At 65.9% G+C, this 23,049-nt stretch carries 20 protein-coding genes and 1 pseudogene; 12 read left to right on the plus strand and 9 right to left on the minus strand.

The features are described 5' to 3' along the window. Both DMX06_RS07635 and DMX06_RS07640 read left to right on the plus strand, forming a co-directional pair. Window positions 1-251, plus strand: a 251-nt coding sequence (locus DMX06_RS07635) for a DUF6124 family protein (protein ID WP_110735953.1), incomplete at its 5' end; no start/stop codon positions are given. Window positions 252-341: 90 nt separating this feature from the next. Next, window positions 342-1,253: a LysR substrate-binding domain-containing protein gene (locus DMX06_RS07640; RefSeq protein ID WP_110735954.1), complete on the plus strand. Its 912-nt coding sequence runs from the start codon at window positions 342-344 to the stop codon at window positions 1,251-1,253. 93 nt (window positions 1,254-1,346) lie between these two features. On the opposite strand, the gene DMX06_RS07645 is transcribed toward DMX06_RS07640, so the two are convergent. From DMX06_RS07645 to ycaC, 3 genes are all read right to left on the minus strand, one after another. Then, the gene (locus DMX06_RS07645; RefSeq protein WP_110735956.1) at window positions 1,347-3,317 is read right to left on the minus strand and encodes an amidohydrolase; all 1,971 of its coding nucleotides are present in this window, start codon (window positions 3,315-3,317) and stop codon (window positions 1,347-1,349) included. A 66-nt stretch (window positions 3,318-3,383) separates the two neighbouring features. After that, window positions 3,384-3,950 (minus strand): antibiotic biosynthesis monooxygenase, encoded by a 567-nt coding sequence (locus DMX06_RS07650; protein WP_110735957.1) that lies wholly within the window; start codon window positions 3,948-3,950, stop codon window positions 3,384-3,386. A 118-nt stretch (window positions 3,951-4,068) separates the two neighbouring features. Continuing rightward, entirely contained in the window at window positions 4,069-4,698 is a 630-nt protein-coding gene (ycaC, locus tag DMX06_RS07655; protein WP_110735958.1) for an isochorismate family cysteine hydrolase YcaC, read from the minus strand. Window positions 4,699-5,013: 315 nt separating this feature from the next. On the opposite strand from ycaC, the gene DMX06_RS07660 reads away from it, so the two are divergent. After that, window positions 5,014-6,441: a mechanosensitive ion channel family protein gene (locus DMX06_RS07660; RefSeq protein ID WP_110735960.1), complete on the plus strand. Its 1,428-nt coding sequence runs from the start codon at window positions 5,014-5,016 to the stop codon at window positions 6,439-6,441. A 99-nt stretch (window positions 6,442-6,540) separates the two neighbouring features. Here the strand turns inward: DMX06_RS07660 and amaA are convergent, their stop codons facing one another. Then, complete coding sequence (gene amaA / locus DMX06_RS07665) at window positions 6,541-7,827, minus strand: L-pipecolate oxidase (RefSeq protein ID WP_110735961.1); 1,287 nt, start codon at window positions 7,825-7,827, stop codon at window positions 6,541-6,543. A 149-nt stretch (window positions 7,828-7,976) separates the two neighbouring features. Continuing rightward, on the minus strand, window positions 7,977-9,467 hold the full coding sequence (gene amaB / locus DMX06_RS07670; protein ID WP_110735963.1) for an L-piperidine-6-carboxylate dehydrogenase: 1,491 nt from the start codon (window positions 9,465-9,467) through the stop codon (window positions 7,977-7,979). A 136-nt stretch (window positions 9,468-9,603) separates the two neighbouring features. Between amaB and DMX06_RS07675 the strand changes: the two genes are divergently transcribed. Together DMX06_RS07675 and hglS are read left to right on the plus strand one after the other, a co-directional pair. Continuing rightward, window positions 9,604-10,494, plus strand: a complete 891-nt coding sequence (locus DMX06_RS07675; RefSeq protein ID WP_110735965.1) for a LysR family transcriptional regulator — start codon at window positions 9,604-9,606, stop codon at window positions 10,492-10,494. A 140-nt stretch (window positions 10,495-10,634) separates the two neighbouring features. Next, entirely contained in the window at window positions 10,635-12,020 is a 1,386-nt protein-coding gene (hglS, locus tag DMX06_RS07680) for a 2-oxoadipate dioxygenase/decarboxylase HglS (protein ID WP_110735967.1), read from the plus strand. A 124-nt stretch (window positions 12,021-12,144) separates the two neighbouring features. Here hglS and DMX06_RS26770 read toward each other — a convergent pair whose 3' ends face one another. The 3 genes and pseudogenes from DMX06_RS26770 to DMX06_RS07695 all read right to left on the minus strand — a co-directional run bounded on the left by DMX06_RS26770 (window position 12,145) and on the right by DMX06_RS07695 (window position 15,164). After that, a complete protein-coding gene (locus tag DMX06_RS26770; RefSeq protein WP_375538089.1) occupies window positions 12,145-13,014 on the minus strand; it encodes a methyl-accepting chemotaxis protein in 870 nt (289 codons plus the stop codon). Next, window positions 13,012-14,052, minus strand: a pseudogene (locus DMX06_RS26775) (Cache 3/Cache 2 fusion domain-containing protein); the annotation flags it as partial. The gene DMX06_RS26770 and the pseudogene DMX06_RS26775, both read right to left, overlap by 3 nt. Before the next feature lie 182 nt (window positions 14,053-14,234). Beyond that, window positions 14,235-15,164 carry a LysR substrate-binding domain-containing protein gene (locus tag DMX06_RS07695; protein WP_110735973.1) on the minus strand — a complete coding sequence of 310 codons (930 nt, stop codon included), beginning with the start codon at window positions 15,162-15,164 and terminating at the stop codon, window positions 14,235-14,237. A 157-nt stretch (window positions 15,165-15,321) separates the two neighbouring features. Between DMX06_RS07695 and DMX06_RS07700 the strand changes: the two genes are divergently transcribed. The 6 genes from DMX06_RS07700 (at window position 15,322) to DMX06_RS07725 (ending at window position 20,840) form a co-directional block, all read left to right on the plus strand. Beyond that, window positions 15,322-16,710 carry a NorM family multidrug efflux MATE transporter gene (locus tag DMX06_RS07700; RefSeq protein WP_110735975.1) on the plus strand — a complete coding sequence of 463 codons (1,389 nt, stop codon included), beginning with the start codon at window positions 15,322-15,324 and terminating at the stop codon, window positions 16,708-16,710. Between the two features lie 616 nt (window positions 16,711-17,326). Further along, on the plus strand, window positions 17,327-17,539 hold the full coding sequence (locus DMX06_RS07705) for a DUF1127 domain-containing protein (RefSeq protein WP_110735977.1): 213 nt from the start codon (window positions 17,327-17,329) through the stop codon (window positions 17,537-17,539). Between the two features lie 296 nt (window positions 17,540-17,835). Further along, window positions 17,836-18,153, plus strand: coding sequence for a DUF2388 domain-containing protein (locus tag DMX06_RS07710; protein ID WP_050703225.1), 318 nt, complete (start codon window positions 17,836-17,838; stop codon window positions 18,151-18,153). An 81-nt stretch (window positions 18,154-18,234) separates the two neighbouring features. After that, entirely contained in the window at window positions 18,235-18,528 is a 294-nt protein-coding gene (locus DMX06_RS07715) for a DUF2388 domain-containing protein (protein ID WP_110735978.1), read from the plus strand. A 36-nt stretch (window positions 18,529-18,564) separates the two neighbouring features. Further along, window positions 18,565-18,885: a DUF2388 domain-containing protein gene (locus DMX06_RS07720; RefSeq protein ID WP_011531558.1), complete on the plus strand. Its 321-nt coding sequence runs from the start codon at window positions 18,565-18,567 to the stop codon at window positions 18,883-18,885. Continuing rightward, on the plus strand, window positions 18,882-20,840 hold the full coding sequence (locus DMX06_RS07725; protein WP_110735980.1) for a DUF7844 domain-containing protein: 1,959 nt from the start codon (window positions 18,882-18,884) through the stop codon (window positions 20,838-20,840). The genes DMX06_RS07720 and DMX06_RS07725 overlap by 4 nt, the downstream gene beginning before the upstream one ends. A gap of 173 nt (window positions 20,841-21,013) precedes the next feature. Here DMX06_RS07725 and DMX06_RS07730 read toward each other — a convergent pair whose 3' ends face one another. Then, window positions 21,014-21,415 carry a GFA family protein gene (locus DMX06_RS07730; protein WP_028688651.1) on the minus strand — a complete coding sequence of 134 codons (402 nt, stop codon included), beginning with the start codon at window positions 21,413-21,415 and terminating at the stop codon, window positions 21,014-21,016. Window positions 21,416-21,682: 267 nt separating this feature from the next. Here DMX06_RS07730 and DMX06_RS07735 point away from each other — a divergent pair, with 267 nt between their 5' ends. Next, entirely contained in the window at window positions 21,683-22,990 is a 1,308-nt protein-coding gene (locus tag DMX06_RS07735) for a CitMHS family transporter (RefSeq protein WP_110735981.1), read from the plus strand. Window positions 22,991-23,049 lie beyond the last annotated feature (59 nt).

The raw sequence follows: 23,049 nt of genomic DNA on the forward strand, positions 1-23,049 counted from the left end.
ACACCCGCCACCACCCCTTCGGCAAATGCGACGCCGGCCACCCACCGCTGTTCGCGGTCAACCCCAATATCAACGCCCACGACGCCCTGGTGCATGTCGCCGAGTACCTGCGCAGTGCCTACAACGTCGGCTACAAGGCGCTGGAGCATATGGATGAAACCGGCAGGAGCCTGTTGTGGGCCAGCCTGCATGGCATCGAGATGGCCGAAGGCCTGACGGAAGCGATGCTGGAGGGAATCGAGTCGTCCTGAGCGACATTGGCTTGAAGGGAGTTGGATGAAGGCCACCATCGCCCGGTAGACTGCGAGCCACTGTTCCCGGCGCGCTGCGGAGATCGCCCCTTGGAAGACCTCAACTCCCTCTACTACTTCACCCAGGTGGTCGAGCACGGTGGCTTTGCCCCGGCCGGGCGGGCGCTGGACATGCCCAAGTCCAAGCTCAGCCGGCGCATCGCCGACCTGGAGGAGCGCCTCGGCGTGCGCCTGCTGCACCGTACCAGCCGGCACTGCTCGTTGACCGAGATCGGCCAGGCCTACTACAACCGCTGCCTGGCCATGCGCGTGGAGGCCGAGGGCGCCGCCGAGATCATCGAGCGCAACCGCAGCGAGCCACGCGGGCTGGTGCGCATCAGCTGTCCGACCACCCTGCTCAACTCCTGGGTCGGGCCGATGCTGACCCGCTACATGCTCAAGTACCCGCAGGTGGAGCTGTTCATCGAGAGCACCAACCGCCGCGTCGATCTGCTGCATGAGGGCTTTGACGTGGCGCTGCGGGTGCGCTTCCCGCCGTTGGAGAACACCGACATGGTGATGAAGGTGCTGAGCAACAGCACCCAGTGCCTGGTCGGCCACCCGTCGTTTCTCGAACAGCTTGCGAAAGGCTTTGATCCGCAGCAGCTCAGCGAGCTACCCAGCGTCCATTGGGGCGGCGCCCAGCGTGAATACCAGTGGGAGCTGTTCCAGGGTGAGGACATGAGCCGCAGCCTGGTGATCCCGCACAAACCACGGATGGTCACCGACGACCTGTTCGCGCTGCGGCATTTCGTGGTGGCGGGCGTGGGGATCGCGCACCTGCCCAGGGTGGCGGTGCGCGAGGACCTGGCGGCGGGGCGGCTGGTGGAGATGCTGCCAGGCTGGCATCCGCGTTGCGGCATCGTGCATGCGATCTTCCCGTCGCGACGCGGGTTGCTGCCGTCGGTGCGGTCGTTGATCGATCATCTGGCGGAGGAATTCGCCATCAGCGACATGGCGTAGCACGCCATCGCGGGGCAAGTCGGGCCGCCGCATCGCCGCTCCCACGAAGCCTTGTGGTCTCGGTGGGAGCGGGCTTGCCCCGCGATCAGGCCATCAGAAGGCAAAGCAGGAACAGCCCAGCGCGCCCCAGAAGCCCTGATAATCACTCACCGGCACACTGGAATGCCGCGCCTTCTCATGGCTGTGGGCATGCACCCCGCACGGCCCGACACACTGGTGCAGCGCCGCCGCCATCGGGGCACCGGCGCGCCAGTGCCCCGGCACCTTGGCCACCGGTGACCACTCTGGCAACACTGGCACCTGCGCAGGGCCCAGCTTGTCGAACTCGGCGGCGCCGTACACCACCTTGCCGTCGACAACGGTCAGCACCGACTCGATGCCCTTGATCGCCTCTTCATCGACGCTGAAGAAGTCCAGCGACAGCGCCGCCAGGTCCGCCAGTTGACCGACCTTGATCTGCCCCTTCTTGCCCTGCTCGCTGGAGAACCAGGCGCTGCCATGGGTGAACAGCTGCAGCGCGGTCTCGCGGCTCAGACCCTCCGGATACAGCTCCAGCCCGCCGACGGTCTTGCCGCTGACCATCCAGTACAGCGAAGTCCAGGGGTTGTAGCTGGACACCCGGGTAGCATCGGTCCCCGCCCCGACCGGCACGCCCATGTCGAGCATGCGCTTGATCGGCGGGGTGTGTTCGGCGGCCTTGGCGCCATAGCGGTCGACGAAATACTCACCCTGGAAAGCCATGCGGTCCTGGATGGCGATGCCACCGCCCAGTGCCCTCACCCGCTCGATGTTCTGCGGGGTGATGGTTTCGGCATGGTCGAAGAACCATGGCAGGCCATTGAACGGGATGTCGCGGTTGACCTTCTCGAACACATCGAGCATGCGCGAGATCGACTCGTCGTAGGTGGCGTGCAGGCGGAACGGCCAGCGCTGCTCGACCAGGTGACGCACCACCGGCTCCAGCTCCTGCTCCATGGTTTGCGGCAGGTCAGGGCGCGGTTCGAGGAAGTCCTCGAAGTCGGCGGCGGAGAACACCAGCATCTCGCCGGCGCCGTTGTGGCGGAAGAAGTCGCTGCCGTCGCCCGGCTTGACCTTCTGCGTCCAGTTCTTGAAGTCGGCCAGTTCTTCCTTGGGCTTCTGGGTGAACAGGTTGTAGGCAATGCGCACGGTCAGCTGGTCGTTGTTGGCCAGCTCCTGGATCACCTGGTAGTCGTCCGGGTAGTTCTGGTAGCCGCCGCCGGCATCGATGGCGCTGGTCAGCCCCAGGCGGTTGAGCTCGCGCATGAACTGGCGGGTGGAGTTGACCTGGTACTCCAGCGGCAGCTTCGGCCCCTTGGCCAGGGTGGCGTAGAGAATGGTGGCGTTGGGCCGGGCGATGAGCATGCCGGTGGGATTGCCGAACTTGTCGCGCTGGATCTCGCCACCCGGTGGGTTGGGCGTGTCCTTGGTGTAGCCCACCGCCCTGAGCGCGGCGCGGTTGAGCAGCGCACGGTCGTAGAGGTGCAGCAGGAACACCGGGGTGTCCGGCGCGGCCTGGTTGATCTCTTCCAGTGTGGGCATGCGTTTCTCGGCGAACTGGAACTCGTTCCAGCCGCCGACCACGCGCACCCACTGCGGGGTCGGCGTGCGCTCGGCCTGGTCCTTGAGCATGCGCAGGGCGTCGGCCAGCGAAGGCACGCCTTCCCAGCGCAGTTCGAGGTTGTAGTTCAGGCCACCGCGGATCAGGTGCAGGTGAGAGTCGTTGAGGCCGGGAATCACCGTGCGCTGCTTGAGGTCGATGATCTGCGTGGCGGTCCCCTTGTGGGCCATGGCTTCGGCGTCGCTGCCCACGGCTAGGAACTTGCCGTCCTTGATGGCGACGGCGCTGGCGGTGGGCTTCTCGCGGTCAACGGTGTGCAACTTGCCATTGAACAAGATGAGGTCGGCGGTCATGGGATCTCCTGAAAGGGCGGCATGGGCGGAATCGGTGAACGGCAATGCGCTCCACAGCGCGCCGGCGGCACCGAGCACGGTGCTGGTGGCGAGAAACTTGCGGCGGCTCTGGTCGGTAGGGTCCTGGCTCATGGTGCTCTCCGTCCGGGTGGGTGATCGGCAGGCGGTTGAAGGCTAGCAATGGATCACGGCGGGCGCTCAGCGGCGCAACCAGCCGGCGCAGCGGCGGGTCACCCAGGGCATGATGTAGAACACCACGGGCAGGATGACGAACAGGTTGGTGATCAAATTGCCGGTGAGCTGGCCACCCAGTAGCGGATAGCGGGCAAACAACGGCACCAGCAGCTGGGGAATGACCAGGGTCATCGGGCAGATCACCAGGTAGGTCAGCAAGGCCTGCTTCCAGCGCGGTGGTTGCGCGGCGCCGACGCTGGGCGGGGTGAACCAGAACTCCGGGTCATCGTGCACCTGGGTCTGGTCGCCGTCTTCCAACAGTGGCAGCACTTCACTGATCAACGCCTGGCGCTCGGCAGAGTTGACCCAGGCCTGCAGCAGGCCGGCGTCGGCGAAGCGCACCACGGTGGTGAAGTGGCGGCCGCCATCGTCCGGGCGGATGACATTGACGTCCAGATGACCGGGCTGCTGGCGAGCGGTAGTCACGGCGCGCTTGAGCCAGGTTTCGTAGTGCGCCAGCGCCTGGGCACGGACCTTGTGCTGGATCACCAGCGTGACGACGCTGCGGTTGCCTTCGGTTGCGGTGTTCATCGCTGACATTCCCTGGAGATGAGCTGGCCTGCATCCACTGTGCAACGGCAGACGAGCGCTGGATTGGATGGATGTGCTGCCTTGCCTGGCACCTCGCGGGTGCCAGGCTGTCGGCGGCTTACTTGCCAGCGGTCAGGGCGTTGTAGCTGGTGATCAGGTTGCGGTAGTCCGGGATGTGGTTGGAGAACAGCGCCGCCAGCCCTTCGACATCGTTGCGCCAGTCGCGGTGCAGTTCACAAGCCACGCCGAACCAGGTCATCAGTTGCGCGCCAGCCTGGCTCATGCGGTCGTGAGCAGCATCGCGGGTCATTTCGTTGAAGGTGCCGGAAGCATCGGTGACCACGAACACCTCGAACTCTTCTTCCAGGGCCGCCAGCGCCGGGAAGGCCACGCACACTTCGGTCACCACGCCGGCGATGATCAGTTGCTTCTTGCCGGTGGCCTTCACCGCCTTGACGAAGTCTTCGTTGTCCCAGGCGTTGATCTGGCCGGGGCGGGCGATGTACGGGGCATCCGGGAACAGTTCTTTGAGTTCCGGCACCAGCGGGCCGTTGGGGCCTTGCTCGAAGCTGGTGGTGAGGATGGTCGGCAGGTTGAAGTACTTGGCCAGGTCCGCCAGGGCCAGCACGTTGTTCTTGAAGCGGTCCGGCTCGATGTCGCGGACCAGGGACAGCAGGCCGGCCTGGTGGTCGACCAGCAGTACGGCGGCGTCGTCTTTGTTCAGGCGGTTGTATTTGAAGTTGTTCATTGCCGGTGCTCCTTGGGTTTCGATCTTCAGTGGGTTGGGTGTTTCGCGTTGATGGGAGAAGATTAAAACCTGGACCTTTGTGGCGGTAGATAGTGAAATTTGGCTGTAGCGTTCTATTTGACGAACGATAAATCATGTTGGCTTTTTCGCGGGTAAACCCGCTCCCACAGGGATTGCGCAGGCCCTGAAGGCGGTAAAGAACCTGTGGGAGCGGGTTTACCCGCGAAGAGGCCATCAGCACCATCGCCGCCCCATTGCCTGCCACCGCAACCTGCTCTATTACTACCCACAGCCCTCCCCCGCACCGAGATCACCATGCTGGCGTTCATCCAGTCATACCCGCTGTTGCTCGGCACCTTGCTGATCCTGCTCGACCTGCTGCTCTGGCAGTTGATCCCGCTGCACCACCGGGCCTGGCGTATCGCCACGCGGCTGGTGTTCTTCCTGCTGTTCAGCGCGGTGCTGCTGACGGCGGGCATGAGCCCGCTGCAACCGCCGCCCTGGGCCGACGATGTGCCGCGCAACCTGATGGCCACGGTGCTGGCGATCGGCTGGTGGCTGTTCGGCGCACGCACGGTGACGGTGGTGTTCGGCCTGTTGCTGGTGGCACGCGGCAGCCACGGCGGGCGCCTGCTGCAGGATGTGGTCGGGGCGCTGATCTTCCTGGTCGCGGCGGTGGCGGCGGCGGCCTATGTGATGCAGTTGCCGGTCAAGGGCCTGCTGGCGACCTCCGGGGTGATGGCCATCGTCATCGGCCTGGCGTTGCAGAGCACTCTGGCCGATGTGTTCTCCGGCATCGTGCTGAACACCACGCGGCCCTACCAGATCGGTGACTCGATCTCGATCGACGGCACCGAGGGCAAGGTGGTCGACATCGACTGGCGCGCCACCCGGCTGATCACCGGCAACAGCAGCCTGGCGGTGATCCCCAATTCGGTGGCGGCCAAGGCCAAGATCCTCAATTTCAGCCGCCCGGCCGAGGTCCATGGGGTGTCGATCAGCGTGGTGGTGCCGGCCAAGGTGCGTCCGCAGCGGGTGTTCGATGCACTGGAGAAGTCTCTGCAAGGCACCAGCATCCTGCTCGACAAGCCGGCGCCCAAGGTGACGGTGAAGGCTTCGAGCCTGGAGTCGGTGGAGTACGAGGCCAGCGGCTTCATCGCCGAGATGTCGCGCAAGACCGAGGTGCGCAACCAGCTGTTCGACCTGGCCCACCGCCACCTGGAGGCCAGCGGCGTGACCTGGAACACCGAGCTCGGCGCCCCGGTGCGCAGCCGCCAGCGTGAACTGCTGGACGAAGTGCGGGTGTTCCGCTCACTGAGCAACGAAGAGCGCGATGCCCTGAGCCAGCGCATGACCACGGTGGAGTACCTGGCCGACCAGGTCATCCTCGGCATCGGCGAGCGCTCGGAGCATGTGCTGCTGATCAGCCGTGGCGTGGTGCTGGCCTCGGTGCGCGACGGCGAGCGGCTGATCGAAGGCGGGCGCATGGGACCTGGGGAGGTGCTGGGGCTGGAAGGGCTGGTGGATGACGAGGCATCGCCGGTCGAGTTCCGCGCCCTGAGCAGCTGCATGCTCTATCGCATCGACAAGGAACAGGTACGCGGTTGCCTGACCGAGAGCGGGGATGTGAAGTCGGCGCTGACCAAGCTGCAGCGGTTCCGCCGGCAGAAGCGAGAGTCACTGCTGCTGCAGAAACCGGCGGCAGTGAAGAAAGGTGGGTTCCTGAGCTGGCTGCATAAATGACCTGACCCTCTGCGCCGCCTTCTTCGCGGGTAAACCCGCTCCCACAGGTTTTGCACGTCCCCTGTGGGAGCGGGTTTACCCGCGAAGAAGGCGGCGCCATTACAGCACCACCCGCAGACACTGCCCCGCGTGATACAGCGAAAAACCCGACTCGTAGAACGCCGTGCGCAACGACGGCGCGCTCACCGGTCTCATCGGCGAGAATGGAATCGGCAGGCTGTCCGGATCATCCTTGAGCAGAAACTCGGCAAACGCCCGGCCGATCACCGTGCCGGTGGTGTTGCCGCGCCCGTTGTAGCCGGTCACCGCCACCAACCCCGGCGCCGGTTCGAACAGGCGCATCAGGTGGTCCGGGGTGAAGTCGATGCAGCCGGTCCAGTGCATCTGCCACTCGACCTTGCCCAGCTCCGGGTAGTAGTGGCTCTGGATACGGTCGGCCCAACTGCGCACGAACCACGCCGGCTTGTTGTCGACCCGGCCGAGGCTGCCGAGCAGCAGGCGGCCCTGGTCGTCGCGGCGGATGCTGCTGAGCACAGTGCGGGTGTCCCACGAGCCCTGGCCATGGGGCAGGACCTTGTCGGCGGCGGCGCCGTGCAGGGGCTTGGAGGCGACCTGGTAGTAATAACCGCGGAAGAACTGCTTCTGCAGGTTGCTCCAGTCGCCTTCGGTGTAGGCGCCAGTAGAAATCACCACCTTGTCGGCGCGCACCACGCCGCGTGCAGTCTTCACTCGCCAGGCATCGCCGTCGCGCTCCAGCCCCTCGACCGAGGACTGCTGGAACAGCTTGCCGCCCAGCCGGCTCACGGTGGCGGCCAGGCCTTGTGTATAGCCCATGGGGTTGATGGTGCCGGCGCGGCGGTCGAGCAGCGCGGCAGAAATCTTGTCGGTGCCGCAGTATTCCTGGCATTGCGCTCCGGTCAGCAACTCGACGTCGGCGCCGCGGCGTGTCCATTGCTGGTGGCGGGCCTCGAGGTCGGCGATGCCGGTGGCGTTGTGCGCCATGTGCAAGGTGCCCTGGTGCCGGGCCTGGCAGTCGATGCCCAGCCGTTCGATCATGGCGAACACTTCACCCGGGGCCTCGCCGAGCACCTTGTTCAGGCGGCTGCCCTGCTTGTGGCCGAGGGTGGCCTCGACGTCGTCGGGGCGGATCCAGGTGCCGGCGTTGACCAGACCGACGTTGCGCCCGGAGCCGCCATGGCCGATCTTCCAGGCCTCCAGCAGGATCACCGACTTGCCCTGCTCCAGCAGGTGGATCGCCGCGGACAGGCCGGTGATGCCGCCGCCGATCACGCAGACATCGGCCTTGTGCTCGCCGGCCAGGGCCTGGGCGGCGACGGTCGGCTGGGTGACGTGTTCCCACAGACATTCTTGACGCAGTTCGGACATGGCCCGGCTCCAGCGATTGTTCTTATTTGCCTCTGGGGCCGCTTCGCGGCCCTTTCGCGACACAAGGCCGCTCCCACAGGAATCGCGCCGAGTCCTGTGGGAGCGGCCTTGCGTCGCGATTCGGGGGCGTCAGCCCCCGCCCACGATCATCAGTCGAACACGATGCCTTGCGCCAGCGGCAGTTCCCGCGAGTAGTTCACGGTATTGGTCTGCCGACGCATATAACCCTTCCACGCATCCGACCCGGACTCACGCCCGCCCCCGGTCTCCTTCTCGCCCCCGAACGCCCCGCCGATCTCCGCGCCGCTGGTGCCGATGTTGACGTTGGCGATGCCGCAATCGCTGCCCGAGGCGCTCTGGAAGCGCTCGGCCTCGCGGATGTCGGTGGTGAAGATGCACGACGACAGACCTTGCGGCACTTCGTTGTTCAGGCGCAGGGCCTCTTCGAAGTCGTCGTAGGCCAGCACGTAGAGGATCGGCGCGAAGGTCTCGTGGCGAACCACGTCGCTCTGGGCCGGCATCTCGGCAATGGCCGGCGACACGTAGTAGGCGTTCGGATACTGCTCGGCCAGCTGGCGCTCGCCACCGAACACCTGGCCGCCCTCGTCGCGGGCCTTGGCCAGCGCGCCCTGCATGGCATCAAACGACTGCTTGTCGATCAGCGGGCCGACCAGGTTGTCCTTGCGCGGGTCGCCGATGCGCACCTTGGCGTAGGCGGCTTTGACCCGGGCGACCACTTCGTCCTTGATTGAACGGTGGACGATCAGGCGGCGCAGGGTGGTGCAGCGCTGGCCGGCGGTGCCGACCGCCGAGAACAGGATGCCGCGCACGGCCAGGTCGAGGTCGGCGCTCGGGGCCAGGATCATGGCGTTGTTGCCGCCCAGCTCGAGGATGCTGCGCCCGAATCGCGCGGCGACCCGCGGGCCGACTTCACGGCCCATGCGGGTGCTGCCGGTGGCGCTGACCAGCGGCACACGTGGGTCGTCGACCAGGGCCTCGCCGGCTTCGCGGCCACCGATCACCAGTTGCGCCAGGCCAGCCGGCGCATCGCCGAAGGCTTTCACGGCCTTGTCGAACAGTGCCTGGCAGGCCAGGGCGGTCAGCGGAGTCTTCTCGGACGGTTTCCACACCACGGCGTTACCGGCCACCAGCGCCAGCGCGGTGTTCCACGCCCATACCGCCACCGGGAAGTTGAAGGCGCTGATCACCCCCACTACACCCAGCGGGTGCCAGGTTTCACGCATGTGGTGGCCCGGGCGCTCGGAGGCGATGGTCAGGCCGTACAGCTGGCGCGACAGGCCGACGGCGAAGTCGCAGATGTCGATCATTTCCTGCACTTCGCCCAGGCCTTCCTGGGTGATCTTGCCGGCTTCGATGGAGACCAGCTCGCCGAGGTCGGCCTTGTGCTCGCGAAGCACCTCGCCAAACAGGCGCACCAGCTCGCCACGACGCGGGGCCGGCACGCTGCGCCAGGTTTCGAAGGCCTGTTGCGCCTGGTCGATGCGGGCAATGGTGTCGGCCTTGCCGAGCAGTTTCACCGAGGCGATGCGGCTACCGTCGATCGGGGTGTGAACAGGGTAGTCACCCTGGGTGTGAGCCGCGGCGGCAACGCCAAGACGCTCGAGCAGTGCAGCAACCATTGTGCTTCTCCTTTCATCGGGTGAAGGGGTGGAAAAGGATGTGGGTCAGTATTAATCCGATTACACAGGTGCAACAAACGACCTTTATTCCGCATATCATTCCGCCAGGTAATGATTTCAGCCGCCGAGACCGCTTATGTCCAAACGCCTGGTTCCGTCCATGACCGCCCTGCAGTGCTTCGAGGCCGCAGCCCGCCACCTGAGCTTCACCCGTGCCGCCGAGGAGCTGCACCTGACCCAGAGCGCGGTGAGCAAGCAGGTGGCGCAGCTCGAGGAGATGCTGCGCCACCACTTGTTCCTGCGCATCCGCCGACGCCTGCAACTGACCCCCGCCGGCAGCCTGTACCTGGCCGAGGTGAACAAGATCCTCACCCAGGTGGACATGTCCAGCCGCTATGTCCTGAGCTATGGCTCGCAGACCGAAGTATTGAAGGTAGCCACTCAACCGAGTTTCGGCGTGCGCTGGCTGATTCCGCACCTCAAGGGCTTCGGCAAGCGCTACCCGAACATCCACCTGGATATCCGCAACGAGATGGAGCCGTTCGCCCTGTTGCAGGGGTCGGCCGACGTGGTGTTCTTCTATGGCCAGGGCACCTGGCCCGGGGCGACCTGCATCGAACTGTTCGGCGAAGAAGTGGTACCGGTGTGCGCGCCGGAGCTGTTGCAAGGGCGCACGCTGCCTGACGCGGGCGCGGTGGCGGAGCTGGTGCTGCTGCAGAGCACCTCGCGCCCGGAGGCCTGGCACGCGTGGTTCCTGGAGCAAGGGCTGCACACCGACAACAGCTACCACGGGCCGCGCTTCGACACCTTCTACATGGCCTTGAGCGCGGCGCAGGCTGGGTGTGGGGTGGCGCTGGTGCCGCGTTATTTGGTGGCCCGGGAGCTGGCCGAGGGCAGCCTGGTGCTGGCCTGGGACCATGCGATGAAGAGCAATGGCGCGCATTACCTGGCGTATGCCGAGCATGCGGCGGAAGTGCCGAAGGTGCGGGCGTTGGTGGAGTGGGTTCGCGAACAGTTGCAGGCTTGAGATCGCCGGGGCCGCTTTGCGGCCCCATGGCCCTCAAGGTCGATCAAAAAAGGAATGAAACCCGCACTTTTTTTCGCTTGAACGGCAGCTCCATTCCCAGTTTTCATGTAAGTGTCCTCCACTCACCCAGGAAGCTTGCGATGCCCGCCCATGATTTCGTCAGCCCCGACAGCATCCGCGCGCAGTTCTCTGCCGCCATGTCGCTCATGTACAAGCAGGAAGTCCCCCTGTACGGCACGCTGCTCGAGCTGGTGAGTGAGACCAACCAACAAGTCATGGCCGCACAGCCCAAGGTGGCCGAGACCTTGCGCTGGACCGGCGAGATCGAACGCCTCGACCAGGAGCGCCACGGCGCCATCCGCGTCGGCACCGCCGAGGAACTGGCCACCATCGCCCGCCTGTTCGCGGTGATGGGCATGGCACCGGTCGGCTACTACGACCTGAGCTCAGCCGGCGTGCCGGTGCACTCCACCGCGTTTCGCGCCGTGCACGAACAGTCGCTGCATATCAGCCCGTTCCGCGTATTCACTTCGCTGCTGCGCCTGGAGCTGATCGACAACCCGCAACTGCGCGCACTGGCCCAGGGCATCCTGGAGAAGCGGCAGATCTTCACTCCCCGTGTGCTTGAGCTGATCGCCCAATGCGAACGAGACGGCGGCCTGGGCGCGAGCGATGCCGAGACCTTCGTCCAGGAGGCGCTGCACACCTTCCGCTGGCACCAGGACGCCACGGTCACCGCCGAGCAGTACCAGCAACTGCATGACCAGCACCGGCTGATCGCCGATGTGGTGGCCTTCAAAGGCCCGCATATCAACCACCTGACCCCGCGTACCCTGGACATCGACGCGATCCAGCTAGGCATGCCGGCCAAGGGCATCCCGCCCAAAGCCGTGATCGAAGGGCCGCCCACCCGGCGCCAGCCGATCCTGCTGCGCCAGACCAGCTTCAAGGCCCTGCAGGAAAAGGTCGCCTTCAGCGATGCCCAGGGCAGCCACACCGCGCGCTTCGGCGAGATCGAACAGCGCGGCGCGGCGCTGACGCCCAAGGGCCGCCAGCTGTACGACCGTCTGCTGGATGCGACCCGCGCGGCCCTGGGCGGCGCGCCGGCGGAGGCCAACGCCGAGCGCTACATGGCGCTGCTTGCGGAGCACTTCGCCGCGTTTCCGGATGACCTGGCGCAGATGCGCGAGCAGGGGCTGGCGTACTTTCGCTACTTCGCCACCGACAAGGGGCTGGCGGCACGCGGGCAACCGGAACGTCCCGATACCTTGCAAGGGCTGATCGATGCCGGGCACGTGCATTTCGAGGCGCTGGTGTACGAGGATTTCCTGCCGGTGAGCGCGGCGGGGATCTTCCAGTCCAACCTGGGGGATGAGGGGCAGGCCGACTACGGCAGCAATGCCAACCGCGAGGCCTTCGAGCAGGCGCTGGGGTTGAAGGTGCAGGATGAGCTGGCGCTGTATGCGCAGAGCGAGCGTAGGTCGTTGCAGGCGTGTGCTCAGGCGTTGGGTCTGGGGACTCTGTAAGGCTTGAAACTGCCGGGGCCGCGTTGCGGCCCTTTCGCGACACAAGGCCGCTCCTACATGGAAATGCGCTCGCCTGTAGGAGCGGCCTTGTGCCGCGAACGGGCTGCAAGGCAGCCCCTGTGCACTATCGGTGGGTGCGGAACCGATCCACTTCCTGACGCAACTGCCCCGCCAGCCCTTCCAGCTCGCGGGCCGTCATGGCCAGTTCATTGGCCACATCGCGCTGTTCGCTGTTGGCCTGGGCGATGCTCTGCAGGTTGCGGCTGAGCACCGTCGCGGTGCTGCTCTGCTCCTGGGTCGCGGTGCTGATCACGGCGAACTGCTCGCCCGCCACCCTGCTCTGCTCGTCGATCCGGGCCAGGGCCTCGGCGACCTTGTCGTTGCGTGCCAGGCCTTCCTGCATCAGCTGGTTGCCCTGCTCCAGGGTGCTGATGGCATGGCCGGTCTGCTGCTGGATGCTGGCGATCATGCCGGAAATCTCGTCGGTGGCCTGGCGGGTGCGCGCGGCCAGGCCGCGGACCTCGTCGGCGACCACGGCGAATCCACGGCCCTGCTCGCCGGCACGCGCCGCCTCGATGGCAGCGTTCAGCGCCAGCAGGTTGGTCTGCTCGGCGATCGAGGTGATCACCCCGACAATACCGCCGATCTCCTGCGAGCGGGCGCCCAGGGTATCCATCACACTGGCGGTACCGCCCAAGGCCTCGGCGATCTGCCGCAGGGAAATCGAGGCTTCGTCCATGGCGCTGCGGCCGATACGGGTCTGCTGGGCATTGTCGCGGGCCATACGCTCGGTGCCGGCCATGTTGTCGGCGATGTTCATCGAGGTGGCGCTGAACTCCTCCACCGCGCCAGCCATGCTGGTGATCTCGCCGGACTGCTGGTCCATGCCCTCGCAGGCACCGGACGACAGGCCCGACAGCGAGCGGGCACGGCCACTGACCTGGTCGGAGGCGGCGCGAATATGCTCGACCATGGTCGCCAGCGCCTCGCCCATCTGGTTGAAACTGCGGGCCAGCTGGCCGATTTCATCCTGGCTGGTGACGCTCAGGCGGGCATTCAGGTCGCCGGCGCCGAGCGCTTCGGCCTGGCGCACCAGGTCCCCCAGCGGGCGCAGTTTACGGCGCAGCAGCCAGAGGGTGGCGGCCACGGCCAGCAGCATCGCCAGCAAGCTGCCGATGGCCAGGCGCAGGCCGACGCTCCAGGTCACTTCGCGGATTTCCGCCTTGGGCATGCTCGCCACCACGGTCCACGGGCCTTCGGCGAACGGCGCGCTGACACTGAACAAGTCCTGGTCGGCATTGGCCGGGGGTACCAGCCATTGGCCCTGGTCGTCCCGAATGGCCAGCGAACCGGTCTGGCCGATGCGAAAGCGCTTGAGGTTGGCGAACTGGGCGTTCTGCGCGTCGGTGTAGTCGAAGCCGACGAACAGCACCGCGATCACCCGACCACCGCCGTCACGCACCGGCACATAGCGGGTCATGTAGTTGCGCTCGAACAGCACGGCGCGGCCGACGTAGGTCTGCCCGGCCATCAGCTTGGCGTAGGCCGGATGCTGGCGGTCGAGCTGGGTGCCGATGGCGCGGCTGCCGTCCTGCTTGGTCAGGCTGGTGCTGATGCGCACGAAATCGTCGCCGCTGCGCACGAACAGGGTCGCGACCCCGGCGGTCATCTGCTGGAACTCGTCGACCTGGCGGAAATCGTTATTCAGCAGATGGTCGCCCAGGTACAGCGCCGGTGTCGCGGCACCGGCGACGTTGACGGTCTCCCCGGCGTGCAGCGCCAGCCCCGAGGCGAATCGGCGCTCGAACAGGCCGCTCAGGCGCTGGGTGTTGTCCTTGAGCGAGCCGTGGAAGGTGTCGAGCTGGTCGGCCAGCAGCCGCGCCTCGCTGGCCAGGTGCGCCTGGCGGGTGGTGAGGTTGGCGTCGTCCAGCGAACGCAGGGCGAACAGGGTACTGCCGGTGATCACCAGCGCCAGCACGATGGCGAGGGCGATCCCGAGCTGCGAGGCGATTCGGGCACGCGGTTGAGACATGGCAAGGCTCCTGGCAAGAGGCCGGGATCGTCCTGATCACGCTGACCGCCCGCTTCCTATCAACGGGGAATCGCGTCCTCTTCCGGGACGCTGGTGCAAGTTGATCGGCGTCTGTAGGAAATACTTGAGTGCAGGGCCCGGATATTCGCAAACGTTTTCTTTCAATGGCCCCGCAATGATCGTCAGCCTTGCGCCGACAGCACCTGCACAGCTGGCAGGTCCATCGCCGCCGCCTCCTCCTGCAAGAACACGCTCAACCTGCGCAGCCGCTCCCCGCCTGGCCGGGTCCGTGGCCACACCAGGTAGTAGTCCATGCCACTGGCCACCGCAGTCGGCCATGGCAGGCTCAGCCGCCGCTGGGCCACGTCCTCGGCCACCATCAACAGGTCGCCCATGGAGATCCCGTAGCCCCGCGCTGCGGCGATCATGCCCAGTTCCAGGGTGTCGAACACCTGCCCGCCCTTGAGCGAGACTTTGTCGGTCAGCCCCATGCGCGCCAGCCAGGCACGCCAGTCGCGCTTGTCCGGCGTGGGGTGCAGCAGTTCGATACCCGCCAGGCGCCGCTCGTCCCAAGGCGCGTCGTCGAGCAGGTCCGGCGCGCCCACCGGGATCAGCAACTCGGAAAACAACCGGCGCACCTCCCAGTCCACCGGGAAGCTGCCATCGCTTAGCAGCACCGCGCAATCGAACGGTTCCTGGTTGAAGTCGACATGGTCGACATCCATCCAGGCACTGGTCAACTGCACCTCGTTGCCCGGCTGCAAATGGCGGAAACGGCTCAGGCGTGCCAGCAGCCAGCGCATGGTCAGGGTCGAGGGCGCCTTCATGCGCAGGATGTCGTCCTCGCCGCGCAAGGCATCGCAGGCCCGCTCCAACGAGGCGAAGCCGTCGCGCACTCCCGGCAGCAGCATGCGTGCGGCCTCGGTCAGTTGCAGGCTGCGCCCGCTGCGCACGAACAGGCGGCAGGCGAAATGCTCCTCGAGGGTGCGGATATGCCGGCTGACCGCGCTCTGGGTGATCGACAGTTCTTCCCCAGCACGGGTAAAGGAGCTCAGCCGGGCGGCGGCTTCGAATGCGCGCAGCGCATAGAGCGGAGGCAGTTGGCGGGTCATGGCGCACCTGTCATGCGGGGCGTAGGTCGGATGCAAAGGATCATACAGGCATGAGTCAGACTCATGTCAGTGATCGCATTTATCCTTTTGTGCAAAGCTGACCGAGGCCTCAGAATCGACGGCTCGCTTCCCCGAATCATCCAGAAGGATCGCTCCCATGCATGTCGCGCCCACCACTGAACTCAAGGCTTTGCTGCGCCTGGCTGGGCCGCTGATCGCCTCGCAGTTGGCGCACATGCTGATGGTGCTCACCGACACCCTGATGATGGCCCGCATCAGCCCGCAGGCCCTGGCCGGTGGCGGCCTGGGCGCGGCGAGCTATTCGTTCGTGTCGATCTTCTGCCTTGGCGTGATCGCCGCGGTCGGCACGCTGGTGGCCATCCGCAAGGGCGCCAACGACACCGAGGGCGTCACCCGCCTGGCCCAGAGCGGCCTGTGGCTGGCCTGGGGCCTGGCACTGGTCTCGGCGCTGGTAATGTGGAACCTCAAGCCGGTGCTGCTGCTGTTCGGCCAGAAGCCGGAAAACGTCGACTCCGCGATGCAACTGCTCACCCTGCTGCCGCTCGCCCTCCCCGGCTACATGACTTTCATGGCCCTGCGCGGCTTCACCAGCGCCCTGGGCCACTCGACCCCGGTGATGGTCATCAGCCTGGTGGGCACGGTGGTCAACTACCTGTTCAACCATGCGCTGATCGAGGGCATGTTCGGCCTGCCCAAGCTGGGGCTGATGGGCATCGGCATGGTCACCGCGGTGGTAACCCTGGGCATGGCCATCGCCCTCGCGCTTTATATTCGCTGGCACAAGGCCTATGCCGCCTACCCGCTGCGCAAGGGGCTGTCGCGCCCTTCCCTGCCGGCGCTGCGCGAGTTGTGGCGGCTGGGGCTGCCGATCGGCGGCACCTACATGGTCGAAGTGGGCCTGTTCGCCTTCGCCGCCCTGTGCATGGGCGTGCTGGGCAGCACGGAACTGGCGGCGCACCAGATCGCCCTGCAGATCGTCTCGACCGCATTCATGGTACCGACCGGCCTTTCTTATGCGGTGACCATGCGCGTCGGCCTCTACTATGGTGCCGGCAACCTGTTGGCGGCCCGCAGTGCCGGGCGCGTGGGGATCAGTTTCGGCGCCTCGCTGATGTTCGCCTTCGCCGCCCTGTTCTGGTTACTGCCGGACGCCTTGGTCGGGTTGTTCATCGACCGTAACGACCCGGCCTTCGCGGCGATCTTCATGCTGGCGGTACAGTTGGTGATGGTGGCGGCGTGGTTCGAGCTGTTCGACGGCGTGCAGACCATCGCCATGGGTTCTATCCGTGGTTTGAAGGACGCCAAGACCACGTTCCTGATCGGCCTGGTGTGCTACTGGCTGGTGGGCGCGCCGAGCGCGTGGCTGTTTGCCTTCAACCTCGGCGGTGGCGCGCAGGGGATCTGGTGGGGGCTGGCGCTGGGCCTGGCCTGCGCGGCGGTGGCGCTGACGTTTGGCTTTGAGTGGCGGATGAAGCGGTTGCTGGGCAAGGCTGAGCGGGCGCGGGGGGCGGCGGTGTCGGCTTGAGGGGCTTGGGGATCGCGTGATGGCGGACAGGTGCCTGGCGATGGTCTTGCAGCGCCCTTGAGACCGAGCGCCGCCCGCGCGGCGCATCGCGACGCAAGGCCGCTCCCACATCTGTTTCGGGCCAATTATTCCTGTGAGTGAGGCGGCGCCCGCCTTGGTGCATGCCTCAAGTCGTGCGGGGCGGCAGTGGTGCCCATGCTGAAATTTCGTCGGGCCAACAAGGCGGACTAGGTAATGGCACAGGATAGACTGGCCCGAAACAGATGTGGGAGCGGCCTTGCGTCGCGATGCGCCGCGCGGGCGGCGCTCGATCTCCTAGGCGCTGCAACTCTGTCGTCGAACACTTTCAAGCCAAAATATATCTAAAACTGTACTACTGTACCGCCTTAAACATCACTTCCTGCTTACCATTCCCCTACCAACACCACAAAACCGCACCAAAAAAGCGCACACCAGTACAGTTTCGCCAATAACCAGTGCAACAGTCCCTTCCAACAGTTAACTGCCCCCTCACAATACACCTGAACTGTACCTACTGTTCTGGACGAGAGAAGAGGAAGATGGGCACCAGTTAAATCACTCCCTAATGCCGCCACAAGCGGAAGGATGACACATCATGGAACGTACCCTCAGTTCCGGTCTGGTTTTCGAAAACGCCCAAGCTTCCAACGCCGCCCTGCCGCTGCGCGTCCTGTCCACCCTGGTACTGTGGCAGCGCCGCATGGCCAGCCGCCGCCAGCTGGCGCGCCTGGACTCCCGCCTGCTGGCCGACGCCGGCATCAGCGAGTCGCAGCGCTACGAAGAGCTGAGCAAGCCTTTCTGGCGCTAAGCGCCGGCCGCCGGCCCAGGCCGGCACCGCGAATTCACAAGAACCCGTTGCAGGAAACTGCGACGGGTTTTTTGTTTTAGGCCCGGGCTAGAGCGGCTGCACAACAGAACACAACAGTTTTAATAAATCGCAAATCGACAGGTACAGTTACGATTTGTGATTCTTTCTCGAGCCAAACGCCCGAACCAGCGCGTGTTACGCTTGTCTTACGCGCCTGGCAGAGAAAAGTACCGTGACGAGCCAAGCGAGCGTCCGATAAGCAGAACCATCCAGACCCTGTGCAGGAGTCCCCGACCATGTCCCGTTATCACCTGTTTGGCGCCGCCTTGCTGCTGTCGCTCGCCGGCGCAGCCAATGCCACCAGCTTCGTCGTCACCACCGACGCCGTGGTGGGCGCAGTAGCCGCCTCCACCGACGCCACCTCCGACATCTCCTCGTCGTTCCGCGACGACAAGATCGTCAAGGCCGCCCGTGACGATGCCGCCAGCTTCGTCGGCAGCGACGGCGCCATCCGCGGCGCCAAGCTGGAGAGCGCATTCGTGCACATTCGCCAGCAACTGCCGGACCTGCAGGCCAGCGACGCGCAGCTGGCCCGCGCCATCCTCGCCATCTGAGCCCCGCATCGCCCGGATCCACTGGCCCGGCCAGTGGATCCGGGGTAGCCTTCGCAGCCCGAGATCATCGCCAGACCGCCCATGCGTTACCTGTTGCCTTCACTGTTCGCCCTGGCCTGCATGAGCAGCGCCCAGGCCATGGATACCACCACCCAGAGCCTGGTCATCAGCGGCTACGTCACCAGCCAGGTCACCGCCGCGCCGTTCGACCGCAAGCTGGTCGCCGCCGCCCGTGACGACGCCGCCGCGTTCGTCGCCAGCGACGGCCTGATCCGTGGCGCGCGCCTGCAGGCGGCGCTGGACATGCTGCACCAGGATGTTGCCCGGCACTCTGTCGGCGACCGTGAACTGGCCGAAGCGATTCTCGTCCAATAACTACATTCGACTCCCCTGTATTTCCGGAGATGCTCCATGCGTAAACCGCTGATCGCCGCCACCCTCGGCATGCTGCTGCTCGCCGACCTGGCCCAGGCGCACACCCTGGTGGCCACCAGCAACATCATCGTCCGCGCCTTTGGCCGTTCGATCGATTTCACTTCCGACACCACCACCTCGATCCGCGACTCGAAAGTGGTGCGTGAAGCCCACGACGACGCCGCCAGCTTCGTCGCCAGCAACGGCGACATCCGCGGCGCCCAGCTCGAAGCCGCCTTCGACACCCTGCGCGCCCGCGTCCCCGAGGCCCGTGACGCCAGCGATCAGGTGCTGGCCGAAGCCATCCTCGCCCTGTGAAGCGCGTGCGTGCCTGGCTGCTGGGCTGCGCCCTGACGCTGCTCGGCACGCCCGCCCTGGCCGACCTGCAGCTGGTACTGCAGCGCGACGGCCTCGACCCTGCGCAACAGCAGGCGACCCAGACGTTGCTCGACGAAGCCATGGCCAAGCTGCCACCGCGCTTCAAGCAGCAACTGGACCGGCAGATCCTCGTCGGCTGGACCGAGCGCATGCCCGAGGACGCCTACGGCCAGGCCTCTCTGGTGGCCAGCCTGGACCTCAACCGGCGCCTGCTGCCGGGCCTGGTCGACGGCAGCGCCGCCCGCGAGAAGACCAATCGCCCCCACGGCACGGTCCGCGAGGAACTCTTGGCCACTGTGCTCCACGAGCTCACCCATATCTATGACCGCGCACGCCTGTGGCCGGACGCCGAGCGCCAACTGATCAGCCGCTGCAAGCGCCAGCAGGGCGCCCTGGGCAAGGTCGGGCTGCCGCAGGACTGCCGTGGCCAGGCCGAACGCCGCTTCACCCTGAGCGACGACCCGCGCCTGCTGGACCTGGCCGGCTGGCCGCAGTACGTCGGCCGGCGCGGCGAGCGCGAGCAGCACAACGGCCAACTGGTGCGCAGCCCGGACGCCTACGAACTGAGCAGCCCGAAGGAGTTCGTCGCGGTCAACATGGAGTACTTCCTCCTCGACCCGAGCTACGGCTGCCGTCGCCCGGCACTCAACCAGTACCTGCGCGAGCACTTCGACTGGGCGCCGCAACAGGACGCCTGCGCCAAGGGCCTGCCGTTCCTCAACGCCGGCAACGACTTCGCCCGCCAGCCGTTGGGCGAGATCGACCCGGAGCGGGTCTACGAGGTGGACTACCTGCTCGCCGAAGCCAATCAGAACTGGGTCAGCCGCTGGGGCCACAGCATGCTGCGCCTGGTGATCTGCGCCCCGGGCCGCCCGCGCGGGCCGGCCTGCCGCCTGGACCTGGACCAGAGCCTGGTGCTGTCGTACCGCGCCTTCGTCAACGACGTGCAGCTGTCCAGCTGGGACGGCCTGACCGGCGCCTATCCCTCGCGGCTGTTCGTGCTACCGCTGGGGCAGGTGATCGACGAATACACCAAGACCGAGCTGCGCAGCCTGGCCTCGGTGCCGCTCAAGCTCAGCCGTGGCGAGATCGAGAACCTGGTGCGCCAGGCCGCCGAGATGCACTGGAGCTACGACGGCAACTACTACTTCCTGTCCAACAACTGCGCCGTGGAATCGCTCAAGCTGCTGCGCAGCGGCACCGGCAACCCGCGCTTGAACGACCTCGACAGCATCATGCCCAACGGTTTGCTGGAGGTGCTCAAGGGCAGGGGACTGGCCGATACCCACGTGCTCGACGACCCGCACGAGGCCCTGCGCCTGGGTTATCGCTTCGACTCCTACCGCGACCGCTACCAGGCGATGTTCGAGGTGCTGCGCAAGCAGTTGCCGATCAGGCAGGCGAGCGTGGAAGACTGGCTGGCGCTGGACGCCGAGCAGCGCCGCCAGTGGTTCGACCGCGCCGACCTGCGCACCAGCGCGGCCTTGCTGCTGCTCGAGCAGGCCGGCCTGCGCCGCCAGCTGTTGCTGGCCCAAGATGAGGTCAAGCAACGTTACCTGAACGGTCGGGCGCTAAAGGACGGCAGCTTTGACAAGGCCAACGAGACCTTGCAGGCGATGCTGGCCAACAGCGGCTTCCTCAGCCGCCCGGCGGAGTTGCTGGGGGCAGGGGGCTACGGCCTGCCGCAGCCTGCCGAACGCAAGCAGCTGGAGCAGGTGAGCAGCGAGCGCCAGGCGCAGCTGCTGCGGCTGAGCACCGACCTGGACCAGCAGGTGAGGGCGCTGCTGGGGCCGGAGCGGGGCAGGGAGATCAAGGCCGTGGAGGCCAATATCAAGCAGGTGGGCGAGCACCTGCGGGCGTTGCACAAGGCGGCCGGGGGATTGCAACTGCCCTGAGGTATGGGTCCACCATCATCGCTGTAGGAGCGGCCTTGTGCCGCGAATGGGCTGCGTAGCAGCCCCAGGATTTCAGTGTTGACGCAAAAATCGCCGGGGCTGCTCTGCAGCCCATTCGCGGCACAAGGCCGCTCCTACAGAAAGTCTCGCAGCCCGACAGCCAGCACCAAACCTCAAAGGCTTTCCTCGTCCTCCTCCGGCAACCCCTGATCCACCTGCAACCACGGCAGCCGACTCCCCACCCAGATATGCCGATTGGCCGGCACCCGCTCCGGGTGATCCAGCGTCGCTACCGTCACATCGATGGTTTCAGGGCTATGCGCCGTCACCAACGCCACATGCGCCCCGCAGTTGCCACAGAAATACCGGCTGCAACTCTGCGGCGCCATGTAGCGCTGGGGCGAGCCTGCCAGCCACTGGAAACCCGCAAGGGGCAGGGTGACCCAGGTCACCAGGGTGCCGCCGCTGACCCGCCGGCAGATCGAGCAATGACAATGGGCGACATCGCCCAGATCGGCCTGCAGCCGGTAGCGCAACGCCCCGCAATGACACCCGCCTTCCACGACATCCACCATCGAACGACCTCCCGTCGCCTGAGCGCAGGCGAAAGCTGGCTGAAAGCTTGCCCACATAGGATAGCGCCACCACCGGCAGCAGACCGGTCAGCCAGGGCACCCGGAAACTTCCGCGCCCGGCCCAATCAACAACAACAATGGTGATTCTGATGTTTTCCTGTGCCCGCCTTTTCGCAGTACCCCTTCGCCTGCTCCTCGCGCAGCGCCTGACGCGCTGATCCGCCCGAATCGTCCTTCCTTTCGCCGCGCCACGCCTGGAGTACCGCCATGCTGACCTTCCTCGGCTTCGCCATGGTCATCACGTTCATGTACCTGATCATGACCAAGCGCCTGTCGGCCTTGATCGCCTTGATCCTGGTACCGATCCTGTTCGCCCTGTTCGGTGGGTTTTCCGCCAAGATCGGCCCGATGATGCTCGAAGGCATCAGCAAGCTCGCGCCCACCGGCGTGATGCTGATGTTCGCCATTCTCTATTTTGCCCTGATGATCGACTCCGGCCTGTTCGACCCGGCCGTGCGCAAGATCCTCAAGCTGGTCAAGGGCGACCCGCTGAAAGTCTCGGTCGGCACCGCGGTGCTGGCCCTGGTGGTGTCCCTCGACGGTGACGGCGCCACCACCTACATGATCTGCTGCGCCGCCATGCTGCCGCTGTACAGCCGCCTGGGCATGAGCCCGCGGATCATGGCCGGCCTGATCATCCTCGCCGGCGGGGTGATGAACATGACCCCGTGGGGCGGCCCCACGGCCCGAGCCGCCAGTGCCCTGCATGTGGACCCGTCGGACATCTTCGTGCCGATGATCCCGGCCATGGCCTTCGGCGTGGCGGCGATCCTGGCGATCGCCTACTGGTACGGCAAGCGCGAGCGTGCCCGCCTGGGCGAGCTGCACCTGCCGACCGACGACATCGACCACAGTGAAATCAGCGTGTCGCAGTTCCCGGAGGCCCGTCGTCCGAAACTGATCTGGTTCAACGGCGCCCTGACCGCCGCGCTGATGGTCGCGCTGATCGCCGGCGTGCTGCCGCTGCCGGTGCTGTTCATGATCGCCTTCAGCATCGCCATGATCGTCAACTACCCGTGCCTGCAGCAGCAGAAGGACCGCATCGCCGCCCACGCCTCCAGCGTGCTGGCCGTGAGCGGGCTGATCTTCGCCGCCGGCATCTTCACCGGCATCCTGTCGGGCACCGGCATGGTCGACGCCATGTCCAAGAGCCTGCTGGCGGTGATCCCAGAGGCGTTCGGCCCATACATGGCGGTGATCACCGCGATCGTCAGCATGCCGTTCACCTTCTTCATGTCCAACGACGCCTTCTACTACGGCGTGCTGCCGGTGCTGTCGGAGTTCGCCAGCCACTACGGCGTCACCCCGGTTGAAATGGCCCGCGCGTCGATCGTCGGACAGCCGGTACACCTGCTCAGCCCGCTGGTACCCTCGACCTACCTGCTGGTGGCCCTGGCCGGCATCGAGTTCGGCGATCACCAGCGCTTCACCCTCAAGTGGGCAGTGCTGGTGTGCCTGTGCATAATGTTCGGCGCGCTGGCCCTGGGGACTTTCCCGCTGTTCAGCAGTCTGTAACACAAGCGCATCATCCAACCGCAAAGCGCCCACCATTTGGGCGCTTTGCCTTTACTGCT

This window comes from Pseudomonas mosselii (assembly GCF_003205295.1).
Classification (GTDB): Bacteria; Pseudomonadota; Gammaproteobacteria; order Pseudomonadales; family Pseudomonadaceae; genus Aquipseudomonas; species Aquipseudomonas mosselii_B.

Excerpts from the sequence above, each read along its gene's own strand:
- DMX06_RS07645 (WP_110735956.1), bottom strand. The coding sequence starts at position 3,317 with ATGAGCCAGGACCCTACCGACCAGAGCCGCCGCAAGTTTCTCGCCACC.
- DMX06_RS07650 (WP_110735957.1), bottom strand. The coding sequence starts at position 3,950 with ATGAACACCGCAACCGAAGGCAACCGCAGCGTCGTCACGCTGGTGATC.
- ycaC (WP_110735958.1), bottom strand. The coding sequence starts at position 4,698 with ATGAACAACTTCAAATACAACCGCCTGAACAAAGACGACGCCGCCGTA.
- DMX06_RS07660 (WP_110735960.1), top strand. The coding sequence starts at position 5,014 with ATGCTGGCGTTCATCCAGTCATACCCGCTGTTGCTCGGCACCTTGCTG.
- amaA (WP_110735961.1), bottom strand. The coding sequence starts at position 7,827 with ATGTCCGAACTGCGTCAAGAATGTCTGTGGGAACACGTCACCCAGCCG.
- amaB (WP_110735963.1), bottom strand. The coding sequence starts at position 9,467 with ATGGTTGCTGCACTGCTCGAGCGTCTTGGCGTTGCCGCCGCGGCTCAC.
- DMX06_RS07675 (WP_110735965.1), top strand. The coding sequence starts at position 9,604 with ATGTCCAAACGCCTGGTTCCGTCCATGACCGCCCTGCAGTGCTTCGAG.
- hglS (WP_110735967.1), top strand. The coding sequence starts at position 10,635 with ATGCCCGCCCATGATTTCGTCAGCCCCGACAGCATCCGCGCGCAGTTC.
- DMX06_RS26770 (WP_375538089.1), bottom strand. The coding sequence starts at position 13,014 with ATGGGCGAGGCGCTGGCGACCATGGTCGAGCATATTCGCGCCGCCTCC.
- DMX06_RS07695 (WP_110735973.1), bottom strand. The coding sequence starts at position 15,164 with ATGACCCGCCAACTGCCTCCGCTCTATGCGCTGCGCGCATTCGAAGCC.
- DMX06_RS07700 (WP_110735975.1), top strand. The coding sequence starts at position 15,322 with ATGCATGTCGCGCCCACCACTGAACTCAAGGCTTTGCTGCGCCTGGCT.
- DMX06_RS07705 (WP_110735977.1), top strand. The coding sequence starts at position 17,327 with ATGGAACGTACCCTCAGTTCCGGTCTGGTTTTCGAAAACGCCCAAGCT.
- DMX06_RS07710 (WP_050703225.1), top strand. The coding sequence starts at position 17,836 with ATGTCCCGTTATCACCTGTTTGGCGCCGCCTTGCTGCTGTCGCTCGCC.
- DMX06_RS07715 (WP_110735978.1), top strand. The coding sequence starts at position 18,235 with ATGCGTTACCTGTTGCCTTCACTGTTCGCCCTGGCCTGCATGAGCAGC.
- DMX06_RS07720 (WP_011531558.1), top strand. The coding sequence starts at position 18,565 with ATGCGTAAACCGCTGATCGCCGCCACCCTCGGCATGCTGCTGCTCGCC.
- DMX06_RS07730 (WP_028688651.1), bottom strand. The coding sequence starts at position 21,415 with ATGGTGGATGTCGTGGAAGGCGGGTGTCATTGCGGGGCGTTGCGCTAC.
- DMX06_RS07735 (WP_110735981.1), top strand. The coding sequence starts at position 21,683 with ATGCTGACCTTCCTCGGCTTCGCCATGGTCATCACGTTCATGTACCTG.